At 65.9% G+C, this 18,924-nt stretch carries 18 protein-coding genes and 1 pseudogene; 4 read left to right on the top strand and 15 right to left on the bottom strand.

The genetic code is table 11. The features are described 5' to 3' along the window. Positions 1-231, top strand: a pseudogene (locus N825_RS40145) (hypothetical protein); the annotation flags it as partial. Here the strand turns inward: N825_RS40145 and N825_RS30950 are convergent. The 6 genes from N825_RS30950 to N825_RS30925 all read right to left on the bottom strand — a co-directional run bounded on the left by N825_RS30950 (position 207) and on the right by N825_RS30925 (position 6,075). Beyond that, positions 207-683, bottom strand: coding sequence for a CBS domain-containing protein (locus N825_RS30950; RefSeq protein ID WP_037460241.1), 477 nt, complete (start codon positions 681-683; stop codon positions 207-209). The pseudogene N825_RS40145 and the gene N825_RS30950 overlap by 25 nt on opposite strands. Before the next feature lie 182 nt (positions 684-865). Further along, the gene (locus N825_RS30945) at positions 866-1,840 is read right to left on the bottom strand and encodes a zinc metalloprotease HtpX (RefSeq protein ID WP_037460239.1); all 975 of its coding nucleotides are present in this window, start codon (positions 1,838-1,840) and stop codon (positions 866-868) included. A gap of 105 nt (positions 1,841-1,945) precedes the next feature. Next, on the bottom strand, positions 1,946-2,782 hold the full coding sequence (locus N825_RS30940; RefSeq protein WP_245613285.1) for a M48 family metallopeptidase: 837 nt from the start codon (positions 2,780-2,782) through the stop codon (positions 1,946-1,948). Between the two features lie 86 nt (positions 2,783-2,868). Next, a complete protein-coding gene (locus tag N825_RS30935) occupies positions 2,869-3,735 on the bottom strand; it encodes a carbohydrate ABC transporter permease (RefSeq protein ID WP_037460236.1) in 867 nt (288 codons plus the stop codon). An 8-nt stretch (positions 3,736-3,743) separates the two neighbouring features. Further along, complete coding sequence (locus N825_RS30930) at positions 3,744-4,727, bottom strand: carbohydrate ABC transporter permease (RefSeq protein WP_084165212.1); 984 nt, start codon at positions 4,725-4,727, stop codon at positions 3,744-3,746. A gap of 4 nt (positions 4,728-4,731) precedes the next feature. Beyond that, positions 4,732-6,075, bottom strand: coding sequence for an ABC transporter substrate-binding protein (locus N825_RS30925; protein WP_037460274.1), 1,344 nt, complete (start codon positions 6,073-6,075; stop codon positions 4,732-4,734). Between the two features lie 244 nt (positions 6,076-6,319). On the opposite strand from N825_RS30925, the gene fghA reads away from it, so the two are divergent. Continuing rightward, positions 6,320-7,162: an S-formylglutathione hydrolase gene (gene fghA, locus N825_RS30920; protein WP_037460235.1), complete on the top strand. Its 843-nt coding sequence runs from the start codon at positions 6,320-6,322 to the stop codon at positions 7,160-7,162. Positions 7,163-7,234: 72 nt separating this feature from the next. Then, positions 7,235-8,446, top strand: a complete 1,212-nt coding sequence (locus N825_RS30915) for an acyltransferase family protein (protein ID WP_198038971.1) — start codon at positions 7,235-7,237, stop codon at positions 8,444-8,446. 30 nt (positions 8,447-8,476) lie between these two features. Here N825_RS30915 and N825_RS30910 read toward each other — a convergent pair whose 3' ends face one another. The 7 genes from N825_RS30910 to N825_RS30880 form a co-directional block, all read right to left on the bottom strand. Next, complete coding sequence (locus tag N825_RS30910) at positions 8,477-9,226, bottom strand: TerC family protein (RefSeq protein ID WP_037460233.1); 750 nt, start codon at positions 9,224-9,226, stop codon at positions 8,477-8,479. A 113-nt stretch (positions 9,227-9,339) separates the two neighbouring features. After that, positions 9,340-10,038 (bottom strand): aspartate/glutamate racemase family protein, encoded by a 699-nt coding sequence (locus N825_RS30905; protein ID WP_051513650.1) that lies wholly within the window; start codon positions 10,036-10,038, stop codon positions 9,340-9,342. Positions 10,039-10,050: 12 nt separating this feature from the next. Beyond that, the gene (locus tag N825_RS30900; RefSeq protein ID WP_051513648.1) at positions 10,051-11,064 is read right to left on the bottom strand and encodes an ABC transporter ATP-binding protein; all 1,014 of its coding nucleotides are present in this window, start codon (positions 11,062-11,064) and stop codon (positions 10,051-10,053) included. Then, positions 11,061-12,128, bottom strand: coding sequence for an ABC transporter ATP-binding protein (locus N825_RS30895; RefSeq protein ID WP_051513647.1), 1,068 nt, complete (start codon positions 12,126-12,128; stop codon positions 11,061-11,063). Before N825_RS30895 ends, N825_RS30900 begins: the two co-directional genes overlap by 4 nt. Then, positions 12,125-13,012 carry an ABC transporter permease gene (locus tag N825_RS30890; protein WP_051513645.1) on the bottom strand — a complete coding sequence of 296 codons (888 nt, stop codon included), beginning with the start codon at positions 13,010-13,012 and terminating at the stop codon, positions 12,125-12,127. The genes N825_RS30895 and N825_RS30890 overlap by 4 nt, the downstream gene beginning before the upstream one ends. 4 nt (positions 13,013-13,016) lie before the next feature. Continuing rightward, positions 13,017-13,970, bottom strand: coding sequence for an ABC transporter permease (locus N825_RS30885; RefSeq protein ID WP_037460232.1), 954 nt, complete (start codon positions 13,968-13,970; stop codon positions 13,017-13,019). An 81-nt stretch (positions 13,971-14,051) separates the two neighbouring features. Continuing rightward, the gene (locus tag N825_RS30880; RefSeq protein ID WP_245613284.1) at positions 14,052-15,632 is read right to left on the bottom strand and encodes an ABC transporter substrate-binding protein; all 1,581 of its coding nucleotides are present in this window, start codon (positions 15,630-15,632) and stop codon (positions 14,052-14,054) included. Between the two features lie 237 nt (positions 15,633-15,869). On the opposite strand from N825_RS30880, the gene N825_RS30875 reads away from it, so the two are divergent. Next, positions 15,870-17,039, top strand: a complete 1,170-nt coding sequence (locus N825_RS30875; RefSeq protein WP_037460230.1) for an acyl-CoA dehydrogenase family protein — start codon at positions 15,870-15,872, stop codon at positions 17,037-17,039. 127 nt (positions 17,040-17,166) lie between these two features. Here N825_RS30875 and N825_RS30870 read toward each other — a convergent pair whose 3' ends face one another. Further along, positions 17,167-17,937 (bottom strand): 2-keto-4-pentenoate hydratase, encoded by a 771-nt coding sequence (locus N825_RS30870; RefSeq protein ID WP_037460229.1) that lies wholly within the window; start codon positions 17,935-17,937, stop codon positions 17,167-17,169. Positions 17,938-17,986: 49 nt separating this feature from the next. Further along, positions 17,987-18,904: a sugar kinase gene (locus tag N825_RS30865; protein WP_037460228.1), complete on the bottom strand. Its 918-nt coding sequence runs from the start codon at positions 18,902-18,904 to the stop codon at positions 17,987-17,989. Positions 18,905-18,924 lie beyond the last annotated feature (20 nt).

Genomic DNA, 18,924 nt, shown 5'->3' with positions numbered 1-18,924 from the left:
AGCGCGCCGCTGGCGGGAGAGCCCGGCCTGGGGCCCCCCCGCTGGCGGACCAGCCTGCTCCGCTGCCGGGGCGGCCGGCCCGGCGAGTGGCTTCTGGAATGGGGCGCCGGCGCCCTTGGCGTGGTGCGGGAGCCTGGGGCCGGCATCCCAAACCTCTCAGGGGCAAATCTTCCAGGAGCAAACCTTTCGGAAGAGGAGTGGCCGCGTCAGCGCAGCGTCTCCAGCGTCTGATACAGGATCGCCCGGTCCTGGAGCGCGCCCTTCTCCATGTCCATCTCGGTGATCGCCAGCTTGACCACGTCATCGACGCTGACGATGCCGCACACGACGCCGTGGTCGACAACCGGCACATGCAGGATGTGCCAGCGGATCATGTTCTCCAGAACCTGACGCACGGAATCCTCCGGCCGGCAGGTCTTCACCGCCTTGGTCATGATCACGCTGACGGGCTCGTCCAGCAGTTGTGCGCCGCTGAGATGCCGGATGTGGCTCTCGCGCTCCGCCATGGCATAGACGACATCGCGCACCGCGACGATGCCCTCGACGTGCTTGCCGTCCTGGGTGATCACCACGCAACCGGTTCGATGCAGCTTCAGCAGATGCGCGACCTTGGAAATGGTGTCGGTCGGACGCGCCGTGACGACGGCCTTGCCTTTGAGAGTCAGAAAGGTGCTGATCTTCATGGCTGATCTCCTTCCCCAGAGGGCGCTATCGCTTCATGGCCAAATTCGGAGTGGCCGGCAGTATCATCCGGCGATCGGCGCCCCTCCGATACTGTGGGTGGATTGTCTCACCTTGGGGCGGAGGTGATCTTGACCTGGATCAATCCCACATCTCCTAACCCCAAAGGTTCATGGCCGACGTCTCAGTACCAAAGTCCCGTCAAGCGATGGCGGGGCTGGGCGGGCACGGCGCGGAAGCGGCCGTCCATGGCCGCTCCGCTCCTGGGGACGGTTCCCGACGCCGCCGCCGGTGGCCGGGCGCCGACGTGATCGCGCAGGCTCGCCAGCCGGCGGATACGCTCTTCCGTCGGCGGGTGGGTCCGCAGCAGCGACGGACTGGGATTGCGCCGGCCCGGCATCAGCAGCGATTCCCACAGCCCACGCCCATGATGCTCAAGCTTGCGGAGCGCGCTGGCCAGAGCCATCGGGTCGCCGGTCAGCGTGGCGCCGCCCAGGTCGGCGTCGTATTCCCGCGTCCGCGACAGGGCCAGCTGAAGCAGCGCGCCAATCGTCGGGGCCAGCACCAGCAGCAGGATCAGCCCCCAGGGGATCGTCACGGCTCCCGCCAGCAGCAGGGGCAGGTTGAACAGCAGCAGGATCTGGCCGAACAGCGACATCATGCGGGTCAGCCGGCTGACCGTGTCGGCCAAGCCCATCAGCCACAGATCGCCGTTGGCGATATGGGTGATCTCGTGCCCCAGCACGCCGGCCAACTCGCGAATGTCCAGCGTCCGGATCATCCCGTCGGTCAAAGCCACGACCGCGTCGCCGCGCGTGCCCATCGCGAAGGCGTTCAACGTCGGGCTTGGTATCCAATAAAGCTGGGGCACCTTGGGGAGGCCGGCGCGCTCGGCCAATTCCGCGAGCATGGCCGAGACCTTCGGCAGGTCCCAAGGATGCAGCGGGACCGCGCCATACATACCCAGGACCATCTGGGGAGACATGCGCGGCGCGAAGGCGAGGCTGACACCTCCCAGCACCAGCGCCCACAAGCCGCCTTCGGGTCCCGCGATGATCCAGCCGCAGGCCACCAGCAAGGCGACCATGCCCGTCAGGAGCAGCACGGTGTGGAGACGGTTGGTCGAACGGTGATGGCGCGACGACGGGGCGAGGGTCATGCGTACGGCGTTTCGATCCGGTGGACGGACATCTGTTCCCAAACGTTGGAGCGCCGCCACATCGGATCAATAACCCGAAGGTCAGCCTCCCATTCGCCTTCCCGCTCAGCCCACGCGGGGTTTGTAGACGCTCAGCGCCTCCGGCATCTTGGCCTCCAGCGCGGCGATCCTGCTGTCCGGCGCCGGGTGGGTGGACAGGAACTCCGGGGCGCGCTGGCCGGCGGCCTGCATGTTCTGCCACAGCGTGATCGCGGCGCGCGGATCATAGCCGGCGCGCGCCATGTTCATAAGGCCGATGCTGTCGGCCTCGAGCTCCTGGTTGCGCGAATAGGGCAGGATGACGCCATATTCGATCCCGGCGCCCAGCAGCCCGGCGATCTCGGTGGCGTAGCCGACATTGCCGATCTGGAGGGCGGCCGCCAGCAACTGCTGGCCCATGCTGGTCGCGGCGGCGGAGTTCAGCCGCTCGCGCGAATGTTCGGCCTGATTGTGGCCAACCTCGTGCCCGACCACGGCGGCCAGCTGGTTGGTGTCCTCGGCCACGGCGAACATGCCCTCGTAGACGCCGATCTTCTTGCCGGGCAAGGCGAAGGCGTTGGTCTCCTTGCTGGCGAAGACGACCATTTCCCACTGGGCGGGATCCTGTCCGATCGCGCGGACGATATCCGAGCCGACCTGCCGAAGCGCCCGCTGGTACGTGGTGTTGGTCGAAGCCGGCGTCTCGGCCCGAAGCTGTTCCCAGCTCTGGATGCCCAGCTTCTCGACCTCCTCCGACGAAACCAGGTTGAGCCCCAGGCCGGTGCCGCCGCCGACGCAGCCGACCAGCGCCGTCCCGCTCACCCCCACCAGCGCCACCATGAAGCCGCGCCGGCTCAGCGACCCGGCGCGGTCCTTGATGGTTTCGTGTTCGTGATGAAATCCGGAACCGTGGCACACACACATCGACGCTTACCCCTTCGCGATCCTCAATTTCAGGTATGGATCGCACAACGCCGACGCATATTCCAGTGTTCCAGACCAGACTCCCGTCACTCCTTCACCGCCCCCGTCAGGCTCGAGACGTAGTGCTCGACGAAGAACGAGTAGATCACGGCCACCGGCAGCGATCCCAGCAAGGCCCCCGCCATCAGCGAGCCCCAGTGATAGACGTCGCCTTCGACCAACTGGGTCAGCACGGCGACCGGCACCGTCTTCTTCTCGACCGAGGAGATGAAGGCCAGCGCGTAGATGAACTCGTTCCAGGACAAGGTGAAGGCGAAGATCCCGGCGGAGATCAGGCCCGGCACCGCCAGCGGCAGGGTGATCTTCCACAGGATCTGGATGCGCGACGCGCCGTCGACCAGCGCGCATTCCTCCAGCTCGTACGGGATCGACTTGAAGTATCCCATCAGCAGCCAGGTGCAGAATGGGATCAGGAAGGTCGGATATGTGAGGATCAGCGCCATCGGACTGTCGTACAGCCCGAACTGGAACACCATGGTCGCCAGCGGGATGAACAGGATCGATGGCGGCACCAGATAGGCCAGGTAGATCATCAGCCCGACCGTCTGCCCGCCCTTGAACCGCAGGCGCTGGATCGCGTAGGCGGCCAGCACGCTAGCGAACAGGCTGATCGCGGTGGCGACCACCGCCACCGTCATGGTGATCACCAGCCACTGGGGGTAGTCGGTGTCGAATAGCAACCGCTTGACGTTGTCCAGCGTCGGCGAATGGATCCAGAGCGGGTTATAGTCCTTGAAGTTGTAAAGCTCCTCGTTGGATTTGAAGGTCGTCACCGTCATCCAGTAGAACGGGAACAGCAGGATGATCAGGAAGGCCGACAGCGGCGCGTAGACCGTGACCAGCTTGCGCGGCCACGTGTTGAGATAGTCCATCCCGGCGCGTTCATCGGACATGCTGGGCCTCAGTCATCGCTGCCTCCTTGCTGCCATTTCCGCCGCGCGAGGGCGAAATAGCTGAACAGGGTCGCGAACAGCAGGAATGGGATCATCGCCACGGCGATGGCCGCCCCCTCGCCAAGCTGTCCGCCCGGTATCGCCCTCTGGAACGCCAGTGTCGCCATCAGGTGCGTGGTCCCGGCCGGACCCCCGCGCGTGATCGCGTAGATCAGCTGGAAATCGGTGAAGGTGAACAGGATCGAGAAGGTCATCACGACAGCCAGGATCGGCATCAGCATCGGCAGCGTGACATGCCGGAACCGTTGCCAGGCCGACGCTCCATCCAGCGCCGCCGCCTCGTACAGGCTGGGCGAGATCGTCTGGAGCCCCGCCAGCAGGCAGATCGCCACGAACGGGATGCCGCGCCAGATGTTCGCCGCGATCAGCGAGGCCCGCGCGTTGTTGGGCGTGCCGAGGAAGTCGATGTAGTGGTCGATCAAGCCCAACTCGACCAAGGCCCAGCTGATGATCGAGAACTGGCTGTCGTAGATCCACCAGAACGCCAGCGCCGACAGCACCGTCGGCACGATCCAGGGCACCAGGATGATCGACCGGATCAGCGCCTTGGCGGGCAGGTGGTTGTTCAGCAGCAGCGCCAGCCACAAGCCCAGGGTGAATTTCCCGATCGTGGCGATCACCGTGTAGAGCACCGTGTTGGTGACCGCGAGCCAGAACATGCTGTCTTGGAACAGCGAGACGTAGTTGTCCAACCCGATGAAGACCCCCGGCCTCCCGATGCGGGTGTCGGTGAAGCCCAGCCAGATCCCCAGCCCCAACGGATAAGTCAGGAACACCAACAGCAGCGTCGCCGCCGGCAGCATGAACAGGAACGACAGGACGGCGGGATTGTCGAAGGTGCGAACGATCCAGGAATCCTTGGGCCGCGCCACCCGCTTGCCCTGGGCGGGAACCGTTCCCGCCCGAGAGCCCGCGATGGGATGGTTGACCATCCGCTCAGGTCCTGTAGTACCGCTCCGCCCGCTTCTGGGCTTCGGCGGCGGCCTCCTTCGGCGTTGCCCGGCCGGAGCAGACCTGCGCCACCATGTTGTTGATGATGAAGTCGGCCAAGGTCGCGGCGGACGCGTAACCCAGGCCGCCGCGATAGCCGTACCACAGCATGTTCTTCATCACCTCGGCGTAGGCGGCGTGCTTGGGGTCCTCGGTCCAGATCGGGTTGCCGGAATAGGCCGCCAGCGGATGGCTCCAATAGCCGATGCTGGCCTTCTGCCACGGCTCGTACTGCTCCTTCTCGAAGATGAAGCGGACGAACTCCTTGGCGGCGTTGGGATACTTGGTGTGCTTGAACACCATGGTGTTGACCAGCAGCCCGGCCTCGGTTGGCTTGCCCACCGGACCGATCGGAAAGGGAGCGTGGAAGATGTCCGCCGCCATCGCCTTGATGGCGGGATCGGGGCTGTTCTTGGCCGCGTAATAGACGGAGATGCCGTTGGAGGTCAGGCTGATCTCGCCCGCCAGGAACGCCTTGTTGTTGGACGGATCCAGCCACGACATCGTGCCGGGGATGAACTGGTCGACCAGCTGCTTGCCGTATTCCAGTGCCGCGACCGTCTCCGGACTGTCGATGATCACCTTGTTGTTCTCATCGACCATGGCGCCGCCGTGGGACCAGATCAGCCAATGGGTCCAGGTGTTGCCGTCGCCCTGCGCGTTGCCCAGGGCGAAGCCCATGGGATGGCCGTTCTTCTTGAGGTTCTGGGCCAGCTTCAGGAAGTTGGCGGTGTCCTTCGGGACGGTCTCGAACCCGGCCTCGTTGATCCAGGACTTGCGGTGGACCAGCGCGCCGCCCGAACTGCCGATCGGCATCGAGATCCACTTGCCATCGGCGCCCTTGCCATACCGCTCGGCGATCGGATACCAGCCGCCGTATTTTTTGCCGAGGTATTCCGCGACCTCCGTCAGGTCGACCAGCTTGTCGGGGTATTGCTGGGGATCGTCGTTCCAGGCCAGGACGATGTCCGGCCCGCTGCCGATATTGGCGGCGACCGCCGTCTTGGGCCGCAGATCCTCCCAGCTCTCGTTGTCGACCCGGACCTTGACGCCGGTGTCCTTGGTGAATTTCTCGGCGTTGGCGAGGAACTGGGTCTCGTCGCCTTGCACGAACTTGGCGGGCCGCAGCACGCGCAGCTCGGCGCCTTTCTCGATCGTCAGTTTCGGTGCCGGCACATCGGCCGCCATGACCTCGGCCAGGGCCGGGCGGTAGCCCAGCATGCCGGCGCCGGCCAGCGCTCCGGCGCCGACCCCGATCTTGAGTGTGTCACGTCTCGTGAACCTGGACATGTTTCGCATCCTCCCCGGATGTTTTCTTGGGCTGTCTTTGATCACACTGGACTATTTCGCAGGTGCGGCAGACTTCGGGAGCGATTTGTTCGCTCTTCCAAGTAAATGCTACGCCCGGTGCAACCGGCTGTCACGCCTCTTGTTCTTGACCGTCTTGTTCTTGACCGCCGTGGCGGGGCACCCCACCATGGCATGCCGATGACAGGCCGACTTCAGAGACGAAAAAAAACGAGGAACACGCCAGATGAGCTTGCAACGCATCTCCAGCAACGCCTGCTTCGGCGGCACCCAGGGCGTCTACAAGCACCGCTCGTCCAGCACGGGCACCGACATGGAAGTCGCGGTGTATGTCCCGCCCCAGGCGGCCGATGGCCCGCTGCCGGTGCTGACGTACCTATCCGGCCTGACCTGCACGTGGGAGAACTTCACCGTCAAGGCGGGCGCCCAGCGCTACGCGGCGGAGCACGGCGTCATCATCGTGGCGCCCGACACCAGCCCGCGCGGTCTCGACCTGCCCGGCGAGCATGACAGCTACGATTTCGGCTCGGGCGCCGGCTTCTACGTCGACGCCACGCGGGAGCCGTGGAAGGCCAACTACCGGATGTACAGCTATATCCGCGACGAATTGCCCGGCCTGATAGCGTCGGAGTTCAAGATCGACGCCGCGCGCCAGGGCATCTTCGGACACTCGATGGGTGGCCATGGCGCCCTGGTGATGGCGTTCCGCAACCCCGACCGCTACCGTTCGGTCTCGGCCTTCTCCCCGATCGTCTCGGCGTCGCGCTGCGCGTGGGGCGAAAAGGCGCTGGGTGGCTATCTGGGCGACGACCGCGAGGCCTGGAAGCAGTACGACGCCTCCCTGCTGGCCGAGAAGGGTGGCTGGAAGTCGCCGATCCTGGTCGACCAGGGGACATCGGACCAGTTCCTGGAGAAGGAGCTGAAGCCGGAACTGCTGGAGGAGGCCTGCGCCAAGTCCGGAACCGCGCTGACGCTTCGCCGCCAACCCGGCTACGACCACAGCTACTACTTCATCTCGACCTTCATGGGTGACCACATCGCCCACCACGCCAAGCTGCTCAAGGCGTAGGACAAGGAAAGGGGGAGGGGAAGACCTCTCCCCCTTTCAACAATTCCTTGGATGACCCACGATGATCTTCCCATGACCGCCCATCATCCAGGCGGAGACGCTTCGCGCACCAATCCCGGAAGCCGCCACGTCGCCCTGGACATCGCGCGGGGGATCGCGGCGTTCACCGTCATCCTGTGGCACTGGCAGCACTTCTGGTACGGCCCCAATGGGAATCTGGTGGATTTCGACCGCGCGGCCCAGCCCCTCTTCGACGGGTTTCGCATCCCCTATGAACTAGGCTGGATCGGCGTCGACTTCTTCTTCATGCTTTCCGGGTTCATCTTTTTCTGGAGATATCGCGACGATATCCGGAGTGGCAGGGTCGGCGGCTGGCGCTTCTCCGTCCTGCGCTTCTCCCGGCTCTATCCCCTCCATCTCGTCACCCTGCTCACCGTCGCCGCGTTGCAGGGCGTTATGGTCTCCCGGCTGGGCCATCCCTTCGTCTACCCCAACAACGACGCTTACCACTTCGTCCTGAACCTGTTGCTGGCCCCGACCTGGGGGTTCGAAAGGGGCTGGTCCTTCAACGCGCCGATCTGGTCCGTGTCGGTCGAGGTGCTGCTCTACGCCGGCTTCTTCGCCCTGGCGCGCTTCGGTTTGACCCGCTGGTGGCAAATCGCCGCTCTCGTCGTGATCGGCCTCGTGATCAAGCAGATGGGGATCGAAACGATCGGGCGCGGCGTCTTCTGCTTCTTCCTCGGCGGATTGGTCCTGATGTCGGTCCAAGTCCTACGAGATATGGGAAGCGCCAGGAAGGCGTTGTTGGCGGCGGTCGGGGTCATCATCGCGTCCGGCGCCACCATCGTGTGGAACCTGGATGGCGAAATCTCCCAGGCCCTCACCGCCGGCCTCCCCGCCGAACTCCGCGTCGCCGCCAACGCCTTGGTGACCTACCTGCTGTTCACGGTGGCGTTGTTCCCCGCCATCCTGCTGACCCTGGCGTTGGGCGAGGACCTGATGGGTCCGAATCTGAGGGCGGGGATGTCTCGCCTCGCCTTCCTTGGCGACATCAGCTACTCGACCTACCTGATCCACTTCCCGCTCCAGATCGCGTTCGCGCTGGCGGTCACCCTGGTGAACGGCGAATACAGTTCGGGACCGTTCCGGATGCCGGCGATGCTGGCCCTGTACACCGGCTGTCTGATCGCCTTGGCGTTGCTGAGCCATCGCCACCTGGAAATGCCGGCTCAGGCCATCCTGCGTGCCCATCTGCTGCCGGGACGAAAACTGGCGCCGACCTGAGAAGGGCCGCCGCCAGTCCCGTTCCCAGCGTCAGTGGGCGGATTTGCCGCCGCGTTCCCGCGCCCGGCGGGCCAGCATGTTGAGCCCTTCGACCAGCGCCGAGAAGGCCATCGCGGCGTAGATGTAGCCCTTGGGCACATGGGCGCCCATGCCCTCGGCGATCAGGGTCATGCCGATCATCATCAGGAAGCCCAGCGCCAGCATGACGATGGTCGGGTTCTTGTTGATGAAGTTCGCCAGCGGGTCGGCGGCGACCAGCATGACGGTGACGGCGACCAGCACGGCGATCACCATGATCGGGATGTGGTCGGTCATGCCGACGGCGGTGATGATGCTGTCGACCGAGAAGACTAGGTCGAGCACCAGGATCTGACCGATAGCCGAGGCGAAGGTGATTGTGCCCGCCTTGCCGCCGAACATGTCGGGGCCGGGATCGGGATCGACGCTATGATGGATCTCCTTGGTCGCCTTCCAGACCAGGAACAACCCGCCGGCGATCAGGATCAGGTCGCGCCACGAGAAGCCATGGCCGAACAGGCTGAAGACCGGCTCGGTCAGCTGAACGATGAAGGCGACCGTGCCAAGCAGGCCCAGGCGTAGGATCAGAGCGAGGCCGATGCCGATCCGGCGCCCGCGGGAGCGGTCGGCCTCCGGCAGCCGATTCGTCAGGATCGAGATGAAGATCAGGTTGTCGATGCCAAGCACCACCTCCATCGCGATAAGTGTCGCGAGGGCGATCCAGGCCGCCGGATCGGCGGCAAGGGCGAGAAGGTAATCCATCTTCGGCAAGCATCCCTATGTGGTTTCCCGTCGGAGCACGGTGGCCCCTGTAACGGCTGGCAGGCCACATTCGGATCACGATCGCCGAATGGCGAGTGGATTTTAGTGAGGGGTCACGCGCTCTCCCGCGCCTGGGGCCAAAATCGCACACCCATTCTCACCAAGCTGGCCGCGTGGTTGATCGCGCAGGCGGTGCCATCCAGCAGCGGGACGGCGACATGGCTCCTGATCTGATGGGCGAGGCCCGCCAGCGGACCGCCGCCCAGGATGATGGAGCGGGCGCCCTCGGCGGCGGCCCGCCCGCACAGGCCGGCCAAGGCCGCCCCATGGTCGCGCTGGACCGCCGTCACCTTGGCGGCGCCATCGTCATCACCGGTAGCCAGATCAAGAGTGTGGATCGCCGATAGGCGGTCGGCGCAGCCGATCCGGCGGGCGGCTTGCTCCAGCACCGGCTTCAAGGCCGAGCCGAGCGTCACGATCGCGAACCGGCCGCCGCACATGACGGCGGTCAGCATGGCGCTCTCGGCGATGCCGACGACCGGGACCGGCGAGAGATCGCGCGCCGCGTCCAGTCCGGGATCGGAGAACGCCGCGATCACGACGGCGTCGAAGCCGGGTGACAGACGGTCCACCAGTTCGAGCACCGCTTTCGCCGCGGTGGCGGAGTCCTCCGGCGTCTGGATGAAGGGCGAACCGAAGCGGGCCGAGACGCCGGTGACTTCAACGTCCGGAGGTGCGGATCGACGCGCCTCGGCCACGATCGCCTCCGTGACGGCGACGGTCGTGTTGGGATTGATGACGAGAACTCTCATGGTCTGGTTTTTTCAGCGGTCGATTCGAAGGCATCTGGCGGCGTGGTCGGGCTTCGGGTGGAACAGCGGCACCTCGGTCTCGCGGCAACGGGGTTCGACGTAACGGCAGCGCGGCGCGAAGGCGCAGCCCGAGGGCAGCTTCGCCAGGTTCGGTGGCGCTCCCGCGATGGTCTCCAGCCGCTGGCCGCGCTGGGCGCCGTGGACGGTGGAGGCCAGCAGGCCCTCGGTGTAGGGGTGCAGGCGGCGGCCGATCACGTCGCCGACCGGCCCGGTCTCGATGAAGCGGCCCGCGTACATCACCGCGACCTCGTCGGCGATCTCGGCGGCGACGCCCATGTCGTGGGTGACGAAGATGACCGCCATGCCCATTTCGCGCTGAAGCTGGCGCAGCAGGATCAGCACCTGCATCTGGACCGTTGCGTCGAGCGCGGTGGTCGGCTCGTCGGCCAGCAGCAGGTCGGGCCGGCAGGAGAGCGCCAGGGCGATCATCGCCCGCTGGCGCATGCCGCCCGACATCTCGTGAGGATAGGCCTTCAGCCGGCGGGCCGCCGACGGGATCTGAACCATCTCCAGCAGTTCAAGCGCCCGTTTGTCGGCCGCTTGGCGCGACACGCCCTCGTGGCGGACGACCGTCTCGGCGATCTGCTGGCCGATGGTGTAGACCGGATCGAACGCCAGCATGGGCTCCTGGAAGATCATGCTGACGACGGAGCCGCGGACCTGCCCCAACTCGCGGTCGGACAGCGACAGGATCTCCCGGCCGCCGATCGCGATGCGGCCGGTGTAGCTGGTCTTGCGGGGTGGATGCAGCCGCATCATCGCCTTCAGCGTCACGCTCTTGCCGGAGCCGGACTCGCCCAGGATCGTCAGCACCTTGCCGCGTTCCAGGGTGAAGTCAACGCCGTTGACGGCCTTGATCACGCCGTCGCCGCCCTTGAAGCTGACGGTCAGGTTCTCGACCGTGACGAGCGGGGCTGGGGCGGCTTCGGCCACGGGTGATTGGTCCTGGCGCAAGGCGGCGGTCATGCGACGACTCCCATGTGCTGGGGCTGAGGCGGGGCCTTGGGCGGCGAGGTGGCCATGGCCTTGGAATGGCCGGAACCAGCGATCTCCATATGACAGGCGGCGGCGTGGCGTTCGGCCGGGTGGATCATCTCCAGCCGGGGCTCGGTGCTGGCGCAGATCTCCTCGGCGAAGGCGCAGCGGGTGCGGAACCGGCAGCCGGACGGCGGATTGATCGGGTTGGGTGGATCGCCGGTCAGCGCCGGCGCCGTCGTCCGGTTGCCCGGGTCCATGCTGGGCATCGAAGCCAGCAGGGCGCGGGTGTAGGGATGGCGGGGATCGCCGTAGATCGCCTCGACCGTCCCGGTCTCGACCACCTTGCCCAGGTACATGACCAGTACGCGGTCGCTGATGTACTGGACGACGTTGAGGTCGTGCGAGATGAAGATGTAGGTCAGGTTCATCTCGCGCTTCAGGTCGTTCAGCAGGTTCAGGACCTGCGCCTCGACCGACTTGTCCAGGGCGGAGACGGCCTCGTCGAAGATCACCAAGCGCGGCTCCAGCGCCAAGGCGCGGGCGATGTTGACGCGCTGGCGCTGGCCGCCCGACAATTCGTGGGGATAGCGGCGGACGAACAGGTTGGGGTCAAGTCCGACCTTCGCCAGCAAGGCCCGGGCGCGTTCGCGGGCGACCTTGCCGGAGACGCCGTGGACCTTGGGGCCGAAGGCGATCGACTCCTCGATCGTCAGGCGCGGGTTGAGGCTGGCGTAGCTGTCCTGGAAGACCATCTGCATGTTGCGGCGCATGTCGCGAACCGACAACCCGTGCTGCTCGCCGACGCCCTCGCCGTCGAAGATGACGGCACCCTCGTCGGGCTCGATTAGGCGCATCAGCAGGCGGGCGGTGGTCGACTTGCCGCAGCCGCTCTCGCCGACCACGCCCAGCGTCTCGCCCTTGGCGACCTCGAACGAGACCTCGTCGACCGCCTGGACCGTGGCGACCTTGCGGTTCAGGACACCGCCCAGGATCGGAAAGTACTTCTTGAGGTCCTTGACCAGGAGGAGGGGTTGGGCCTTCGATTCCATCATGCCCTCACGTCCATGGCCGAGCGCAGGCCGTCGCTCATCAGGTTGAAGCAGATCGAGGTGATGAAGATCATCACGCCGGGCAGGGCGCAAACCCAGGGGTTGACGTAGATCGACTGGCGCAGCGTGTTGAGCATCAGGCCCCATTCCGGTTCCGGCGGGCGGACGCCAAGCCCCAGGAAGCTGAGGCCGGACGCCAGGATGATCGAGACGCTGATCAGGCCGGTGGCGAAGACGAAGACGGGGCCCAGCACGTTGCCCAGCACGTGGACCCGGATGATGGTGAAGCCGCCGGCGCCGCTCGCCCGGGCCGCCTCCACGAAGTCCAGGTTGCGGACACTGGTCGTGACGCTTTCCGCCACGCGGGTGATCGGCGGGATGAAGACGATGGTCAGTGACACGATGCTGTTGACCAGCCCAGCGCCGAGCGCTCCCGAGATCGCGATAGCGAGCAGGACCGACGGGAAGGCGTAGAACACGTCGACGGTCCGCATGATCACCATGTTGATCTTGCCACCGACGAAGCCCGCGACGATGCCGAGGAAGCTGCCGATGATGAGGGCGTTGATGACCGGCGTGATGCCCATCACCAGCGACAGACGCCCGCCGTGGATCAGGCGGCTCAGCATGTCGCGGCCCAGCTCGTCGGTGCCGAGCGGGAAGCCTGGCGTGCCGATGTCCTTCAGGCGGCGGATCACGCTGGTCTTGTACGGATCGGCGGGAGCGATCCAGGGCGCGAAGACGGCGGACAGGATGATGATCAGCAGCACGACGAGGCACAGGATGGTCGTCCAGTCGCCGCTGAGGCGCCGGAAGACGCTGCTCCAATAGCCTCGCGACGCGATCGGGACATCCGGCACAAGTCCGGGCAGCGTGGTTTCGGCCATGGGGTCAGGCCCTCTTGATGCGAGGATCGACCGCCGTCTGGATCAGGTCGACGACGACGTTGAGGAAGACGAAGAAGAGCGCCAGCACCAGGATGGTGCCCTGGAGCATGGGGATGTCGCGGCGGAAGATCGCCGTGTTCAGCAGGAACCCGGTGCCTGGCCACGAGAACACCGTCTCGATCAGGATCGAGCCGCCGAGCAGGTAGCCGAGCTGGAGGCCCATCACCGCGAGCACGGTCGGCGCCACGTTGCGGATGACGTGGCCCAGCACGTGGCGTTCCGACAGGCCCTTGGCCCGCAGCGCCTGGACGAACTCCTGGTTCAGGATCTCGGCGACGGCGGAGCGGGTCGTCCGCATGACGATGCCGATCGGGATCACGGCCAGGGTGATGGCGGGCAGGATCAGGTGGCGCATGTGCAGCCAGTCCCAGGCCCAGTCGTTGGAGCCGCCCGGCCCCATGCCGACGGCCGGCAGCGCGTTGAGCTGGACCGAGAAGACGATCACCAGCACCATGCCCAGCCAGTAGTGCGGCACGCTGATGCCGGCCACCGCGATGGCGGTGGCGATCTTGTCCATCGCGCGGCCCTGCTTGTAGCCGGCGACGAAACCCAGCACGGCGCCCAGCGTGAAGCCGAACACGGCGGCGCACAGCGACAGCAGGATGGTGTTGCCGACGGCCGACATGACCTCCGCCGCGACCGGCTGGCCGGACGCCACCGAGTTGCCCAGATCGCCGGTGACGGCGCGACCCAGCCATAATCCGAACTGGATCGGGAGCGGCTTGTCATAGCCATAGTCGACGCGCAGCCGCTCGACCACGTCGGGGGGCGCGTCGGCCGGGGCGATGGCGCTGATCGGGTCGCCGGGCGCCAGATGGACCAGCATGAAGATCATCAGCGACACGCCAAGCGCGATCGGCACGGAGTACAGCAGCCGTCTTATGAGGTACGAGATCATGGGCGGTTCCCCGCTGGGCCTCCTGAGGCGCGGGGGGCGGCCGGCTGGCCGTCCCCCGCTCGAATCGCCAACACCGAGGCGTCATTCCACCGTGATGGAGGAGAAGTTCTGGTACCAGTTCTGGGCTTGGACGAAGCCCTTCACCTTGGACGACATGGCGCGCGGCGCCACGTCATGGGTGACGTAGAGGAACAAGGCGTCGTCGACGAACTTCTCGTGGACCTGCTGGAGCACCTTGGCCTGCTCGGCCGGCTCGAAGGTGTTCTTGGCCTTGGTGAACAGGGCGTCCATCTCCGGGTCGTTGTACCAGCCCCAGTTCGTCCCATTGGGGGCGGTCAGCCTGCTGTCCAGGTGCCGGATGAAGGCGGTGAACGGGTCCTGGATGAAGTAGGTGAAGTTGATCGCGTTGGCGCCCTTGACCTGATCCGACTTGGCGCCGGCCCGCCACAGGTTGACCATGGTGTTCCACTCGACCACCTCGAACTCGACCTTGATGCCGACCTCGCCCAGCGTCTGCTGGATGTATTCGTTCATCGGCAGCGGCTGCATCTGACCGGACCCGGAGGCCGAGATCAGCACCTTGACGGTGACCGGCTTGTCGGGACCGTAGCCGGCCTCGGCCAGCAGAGCCTTGGCCGCGTCGGGATCATAGGTGATGTCGAAGCTGGGCTTGCCGAACCACTGGCTGCCGGGCAGGACGTGGCCCTTGGCCGGCACCATCATGCCACCCAGAAGCTCGCTGAGACCGTCGCGATCAACGGCGAGGTTGGCGGCCTTGCGGATGCGGATGTCGTTCCAGGGCGAGCCCTCGGCCCGGCTGAGATGCCAAGTCCAGTTGTGGGGATAGCCGTTGGACGTGATCGCGTAGCCGGCCTGCTTCAGGCTGGGGATGGCGTCGGGAGCCGGGGCCTCGATCCAGTCGACTTGGCCGGAACGCAACGCCGAGGTGCGGGTGGCGGCTTCCGGGACAGGGACCAGGATCAGCTTGTCCAGCTTGGGAACGCGGGTCTTGTCCCAATAGTCCTTGAAGGGCAGCATCTCGGCCCGCTCGCGGGCGGTCCACGAGACCAGCTGCCACGGCCCAGTGCCGGACGGCTTCTCGGCGAACTTGACCCAGTCCTTTCCGACCGTTTCCCAATGGGCTGGGCTGGAGATCAGGATCCAGGAAAGCTGGTAGGGCAGGAAGGCGTCCGGCTCCTTGGTCGTGACCTCGAGCGTGTAATCGTCGACCGCCTTGTAGGAGGCCACGGCGGGGATGCGGCTGCGGCCCTGGGCCGCCTGCTTGGGATCGTACTGCGGCGACTTGTCGTTCAGCAGCTTGTCCAGGTTCCAGACCACGGCGGGAGCCTTGAACTCCGAGCCGTCGTGGAACTTGGCGCCCTGGCGGAGCTTGAAGATCCATTTGGTCTTGTCGCTGGCGTCCACCGCCCATTCGGTCGCGAGACCGGGAACCAGGTCCGACGCCTTGTCGGCCGAGGTCAGGTCCCAGTTCACCAGCGCGTCGTAGACGGTGTAGCCCATGAACCGCTGGCCTTCGCCGCCCTGGTCGGTCTGCCCCGTGGTCAGCGGAATATCCGCCAAGGTCATGCCGATCCGCAGGGTGCCCTGGGCGCTGGCCAGTTCCGGTGCCATCAGCGCAGCCGTGACCGCCGCCGCGGTCATCAATCTTCTCATCGTGCCCATGCGCGAATGTGCCTCCGCCCGTCAAATCCAAATTCGCTTCACGCTTGTTCAAGATCGGTGCCATGCGCCGTTTCGTTGGCGGTGGTGCGGGTATCGTTTTATCGCATGACTAAAAATACGGCAGTATGGCCGGGTTGCTCAAAACCCTGGCACCACTTCGGGCCGCCTGATGTTATGGATGGGACAGACGGAAAAGACGCCAGGGACGGAAAAGAGATGCCTATCGAGATCCCCAGCCACGACGATCACAACGATCTGCGCGAAGCGGTGCGGGCACTGTGCGACGAGTATGATGGCGCCTATTGGCGTCAGGTGGATGAGGAACGCGGCTACCCCGAGGCGTTCGTCACCGCCTTGACGCGGGCCGGCTGGATGGCGGCGCTGATCCCCGAGGAATACGGTGGATCGGGCCTGGGCCTGACGGAAGCCTCGATCATCATGGAGGAGATCAACCACGCCGGTGGCAATTCGGGCGCCTGCCATGGTCAGATGTACAACATGTCCACCCTGCTGCGGGCCGGCAGCGAGGAGCAGAAGCGGAAGTACCTGCCGGGGATCGCCAGCGGTGACCTGCGCCTGCAGTCGATGGCGGTGACCGAGCCGACGACGGGCTCGGATACCACCAAGCTGAAGACCACGGCGGTCCGGAAGGGCGACCGCTATGTCGTCAACGGCCAGAAGGTCTGGACGTCCAGGCTCCAGCACTCCGACCTGATGATCCTGCTGGCGCGGACCACTCCGCTGGATCAGGTTGCGAAGAAGTCGGAAGGGCTGTCGGTCTTCGTGGTCGATCTGCGGGACGCGGTGGGCAATGGCATGACCGTCCATCCCATCCGCAACATGGTCAACCACGAGACCAATTCGGTCTTCTTCGACGACCTGGAGATTCCGGTGGAGAACAGGATCGGCGAGGAGGGCAGGGGCTTCCGCTATATCCTGGAAGGGCTCAACGCGGAGCGGGCGCTGATCGCGGCGGAGTGCATCGGCGACGGTCATTGGTTCATCGAGAAGGCGTCGGCCTATGCCGGGGAGCGGGTCGTGTTCGACCAGCCGATCGGCAAAAACCAGGGCATCCAATTCCCCATCGCTCGGTCCTACGTGGATGTCGAGGCGGCCAGCCTGATGCGCTTCAAGGCGTGCCGCCTGCACGACGCCGGCAAGCCCTGCGGTGCCGAGGCCAACATGGCGAAGCTGCTGGCGGCGGACGCCTCTTGGGCGGCGGCCAACGCCTGCATGCAGACCTTCGGCGGTTTCGGCTTCGCGGCGGAATACGACGTCGAGCGCAAGTTCCGCGAGACGCGGCTGTACCAGGTGGCCCCAATCTCGACCAACCTGATCCTCGCCTATGTCGGCGAGCACGTGCTGAGGATGCCGCGGTCGTACTGAGGCCGGGCTCCGGCGTCGTCACACCACCGCCGTCGGCGGCTTCCCTTCCTTGGATAAGGGCTGCTCGGAGGATCGGGAGCTTGTCGAATCACGCTCCCGATTCTTCGAGATGTCGCCAAGGATCGCTTTAGCTTATTTGAAGCTCGGCCTTTCCGACACCGGGGAATTCCGCCACCAGACTGCAGGGGGCGGTGACGAAGATGGTTCCGCAGGTCGAACCGGAGGTCACCTGATCGCCGGCCTTGATGCCGCCCAGGCTCCGGGAGCCGACATTGGCCAGCCACAGCAACATGCGCTTGGGGTCACCCGCCGAGTTGCCGCCGACGACCTCATATTCCTTCTTGTCGCCAACCCAGAGGGTCATGGGCTCGTTGACCGGATCGACCGTGCGCCAGTCGGTCCTGCCGGTCCCGACCACCAGGACGCCATGGCTCATCTGGTCGGCCATCTGGCTGAACTGATCGACCGATTTCCAAACCGCGTAGCGCGTGTCGGCGATCTCGATCGCGGCGTGGACCGAGCCGATCGCGGCCAGCACCTCGTCCATCCCATAGGGCGCGTCGCGGACAGGCAAGGCGGATGTGAAGTTGTAGACCAGTTCGGCCTCGGCGCCGATCACGTTGAAACCGCCGGCGGGAAGCTGGGTCGCGCCATGATGGACGGTGTTGGCCGCCAGCGCCCCGCGCGCGGGTTCGGCGGTAGGCGTCGGCGATCCGACCTTCCAGGCGACGGGACCGCCCATCCGTTGGACCAGCAGATCCTGAACCGCGTAGGCCTCCTCCATCGACGCGGGACGCGCCTCGGGCGGCAGGTCCCTCAGCCAGACGTGGGAGCGCCGGGCTTCCAGGAGCAGGCCGGCGGCGGACGCGACGTCACAGGCGGTCTTGTCGTTTTCCAAGGCTGGTATCCTCCGTGAATTATTCTTGGTGGTGGCTTGGGGGAGGCTCTCAGGCTCCGAAGACGCCGTCCGGCATGGCGGAGCGTGGGATGATGGCGCCGCGATGCTGGACCACGGCACCGGCCAGCCGGTGGCCGGAGCGGGCCGCTTTCTCCGGATCGGCGCCCGTGAGGCGCGCCGCCAGATAGGCTGCGGCGAAGCTGTCACCGGCGGCGGTGGTGTCGACCACGTTGGGCACGGGGGTGGCGCCGACCTCAGTGTCGGCTCCACCCACCATCACGCGGCAGGCGGGACGGGTCAGCTTGAGGACAAGTTCGTCTGGTTCGCCTCCGTCGAGCAGGGCCTGTTCGCCATCGTCCCCGAACAGCAGGTCGAGATCCTCGACCGAGGCCAGGACGATGTCGGAACGGTCGATGATCTGGCGGTACGCCCGCTTGGCGAGTTCCCGGTCGGGCCAGCCGCGGACCCGGAAATTGGTGTCGAAGGCCAGCCGCGCGCCGTTGGCCCGGGCGCGGTCCAAGGCTTCGAACAGACGCTCGCGGCCGGCCTCGCCATAAAGCGACAGTGTGATGCCGGACAGGTACAGCAGGCCGTAGTCGCGGGACAGCGCGTCGATCAGGGCCTGGGTGCCGGGCTGGTCGAACAGGTCGCGGGCGGCGGCGCGGTCGCGCCAGTATTGGAACCGACGCTCGCCCTTGGCGTCGGTTTGGATCACGTAGAGCCCCGGCAGCCGTCCGGCCATGCGGACCACCTGTCCGGTGCCGATGCCTTCCGACGCCCAAGCCGTCGCCATCTCGTCGCTCCAGCCGTCGTCACCCAAGGCGGTGACGTAGTCCACCGCCACGCCGAGGCGCGCCATGTAGAGGGCGGTGTTGAGGGTGTCGCCACCATAGCTGCGTGACAGGGAGCCGTCGGCGCGTTCCGACAACTCGATCATGCATTCGCCGATGCAGGCGACCCGAACCATGCTTCTCTCCGTCCGTCACA

The sequence above is a fragment of the Skermanella stibiiresistens SB22 genome (assembly GCF_000576635.1).
Lineage (GTDB): Bacteria > Pseudomonadota > Alphaproteobacteria > Azospirillales > Azospirillaceae > Skermanella > Skermanella stibiiresistens.
Note: the sequence above shows the minus strand (reverse complement) of the source record. Positions and strands in the feature narration are given on the sequence as shown.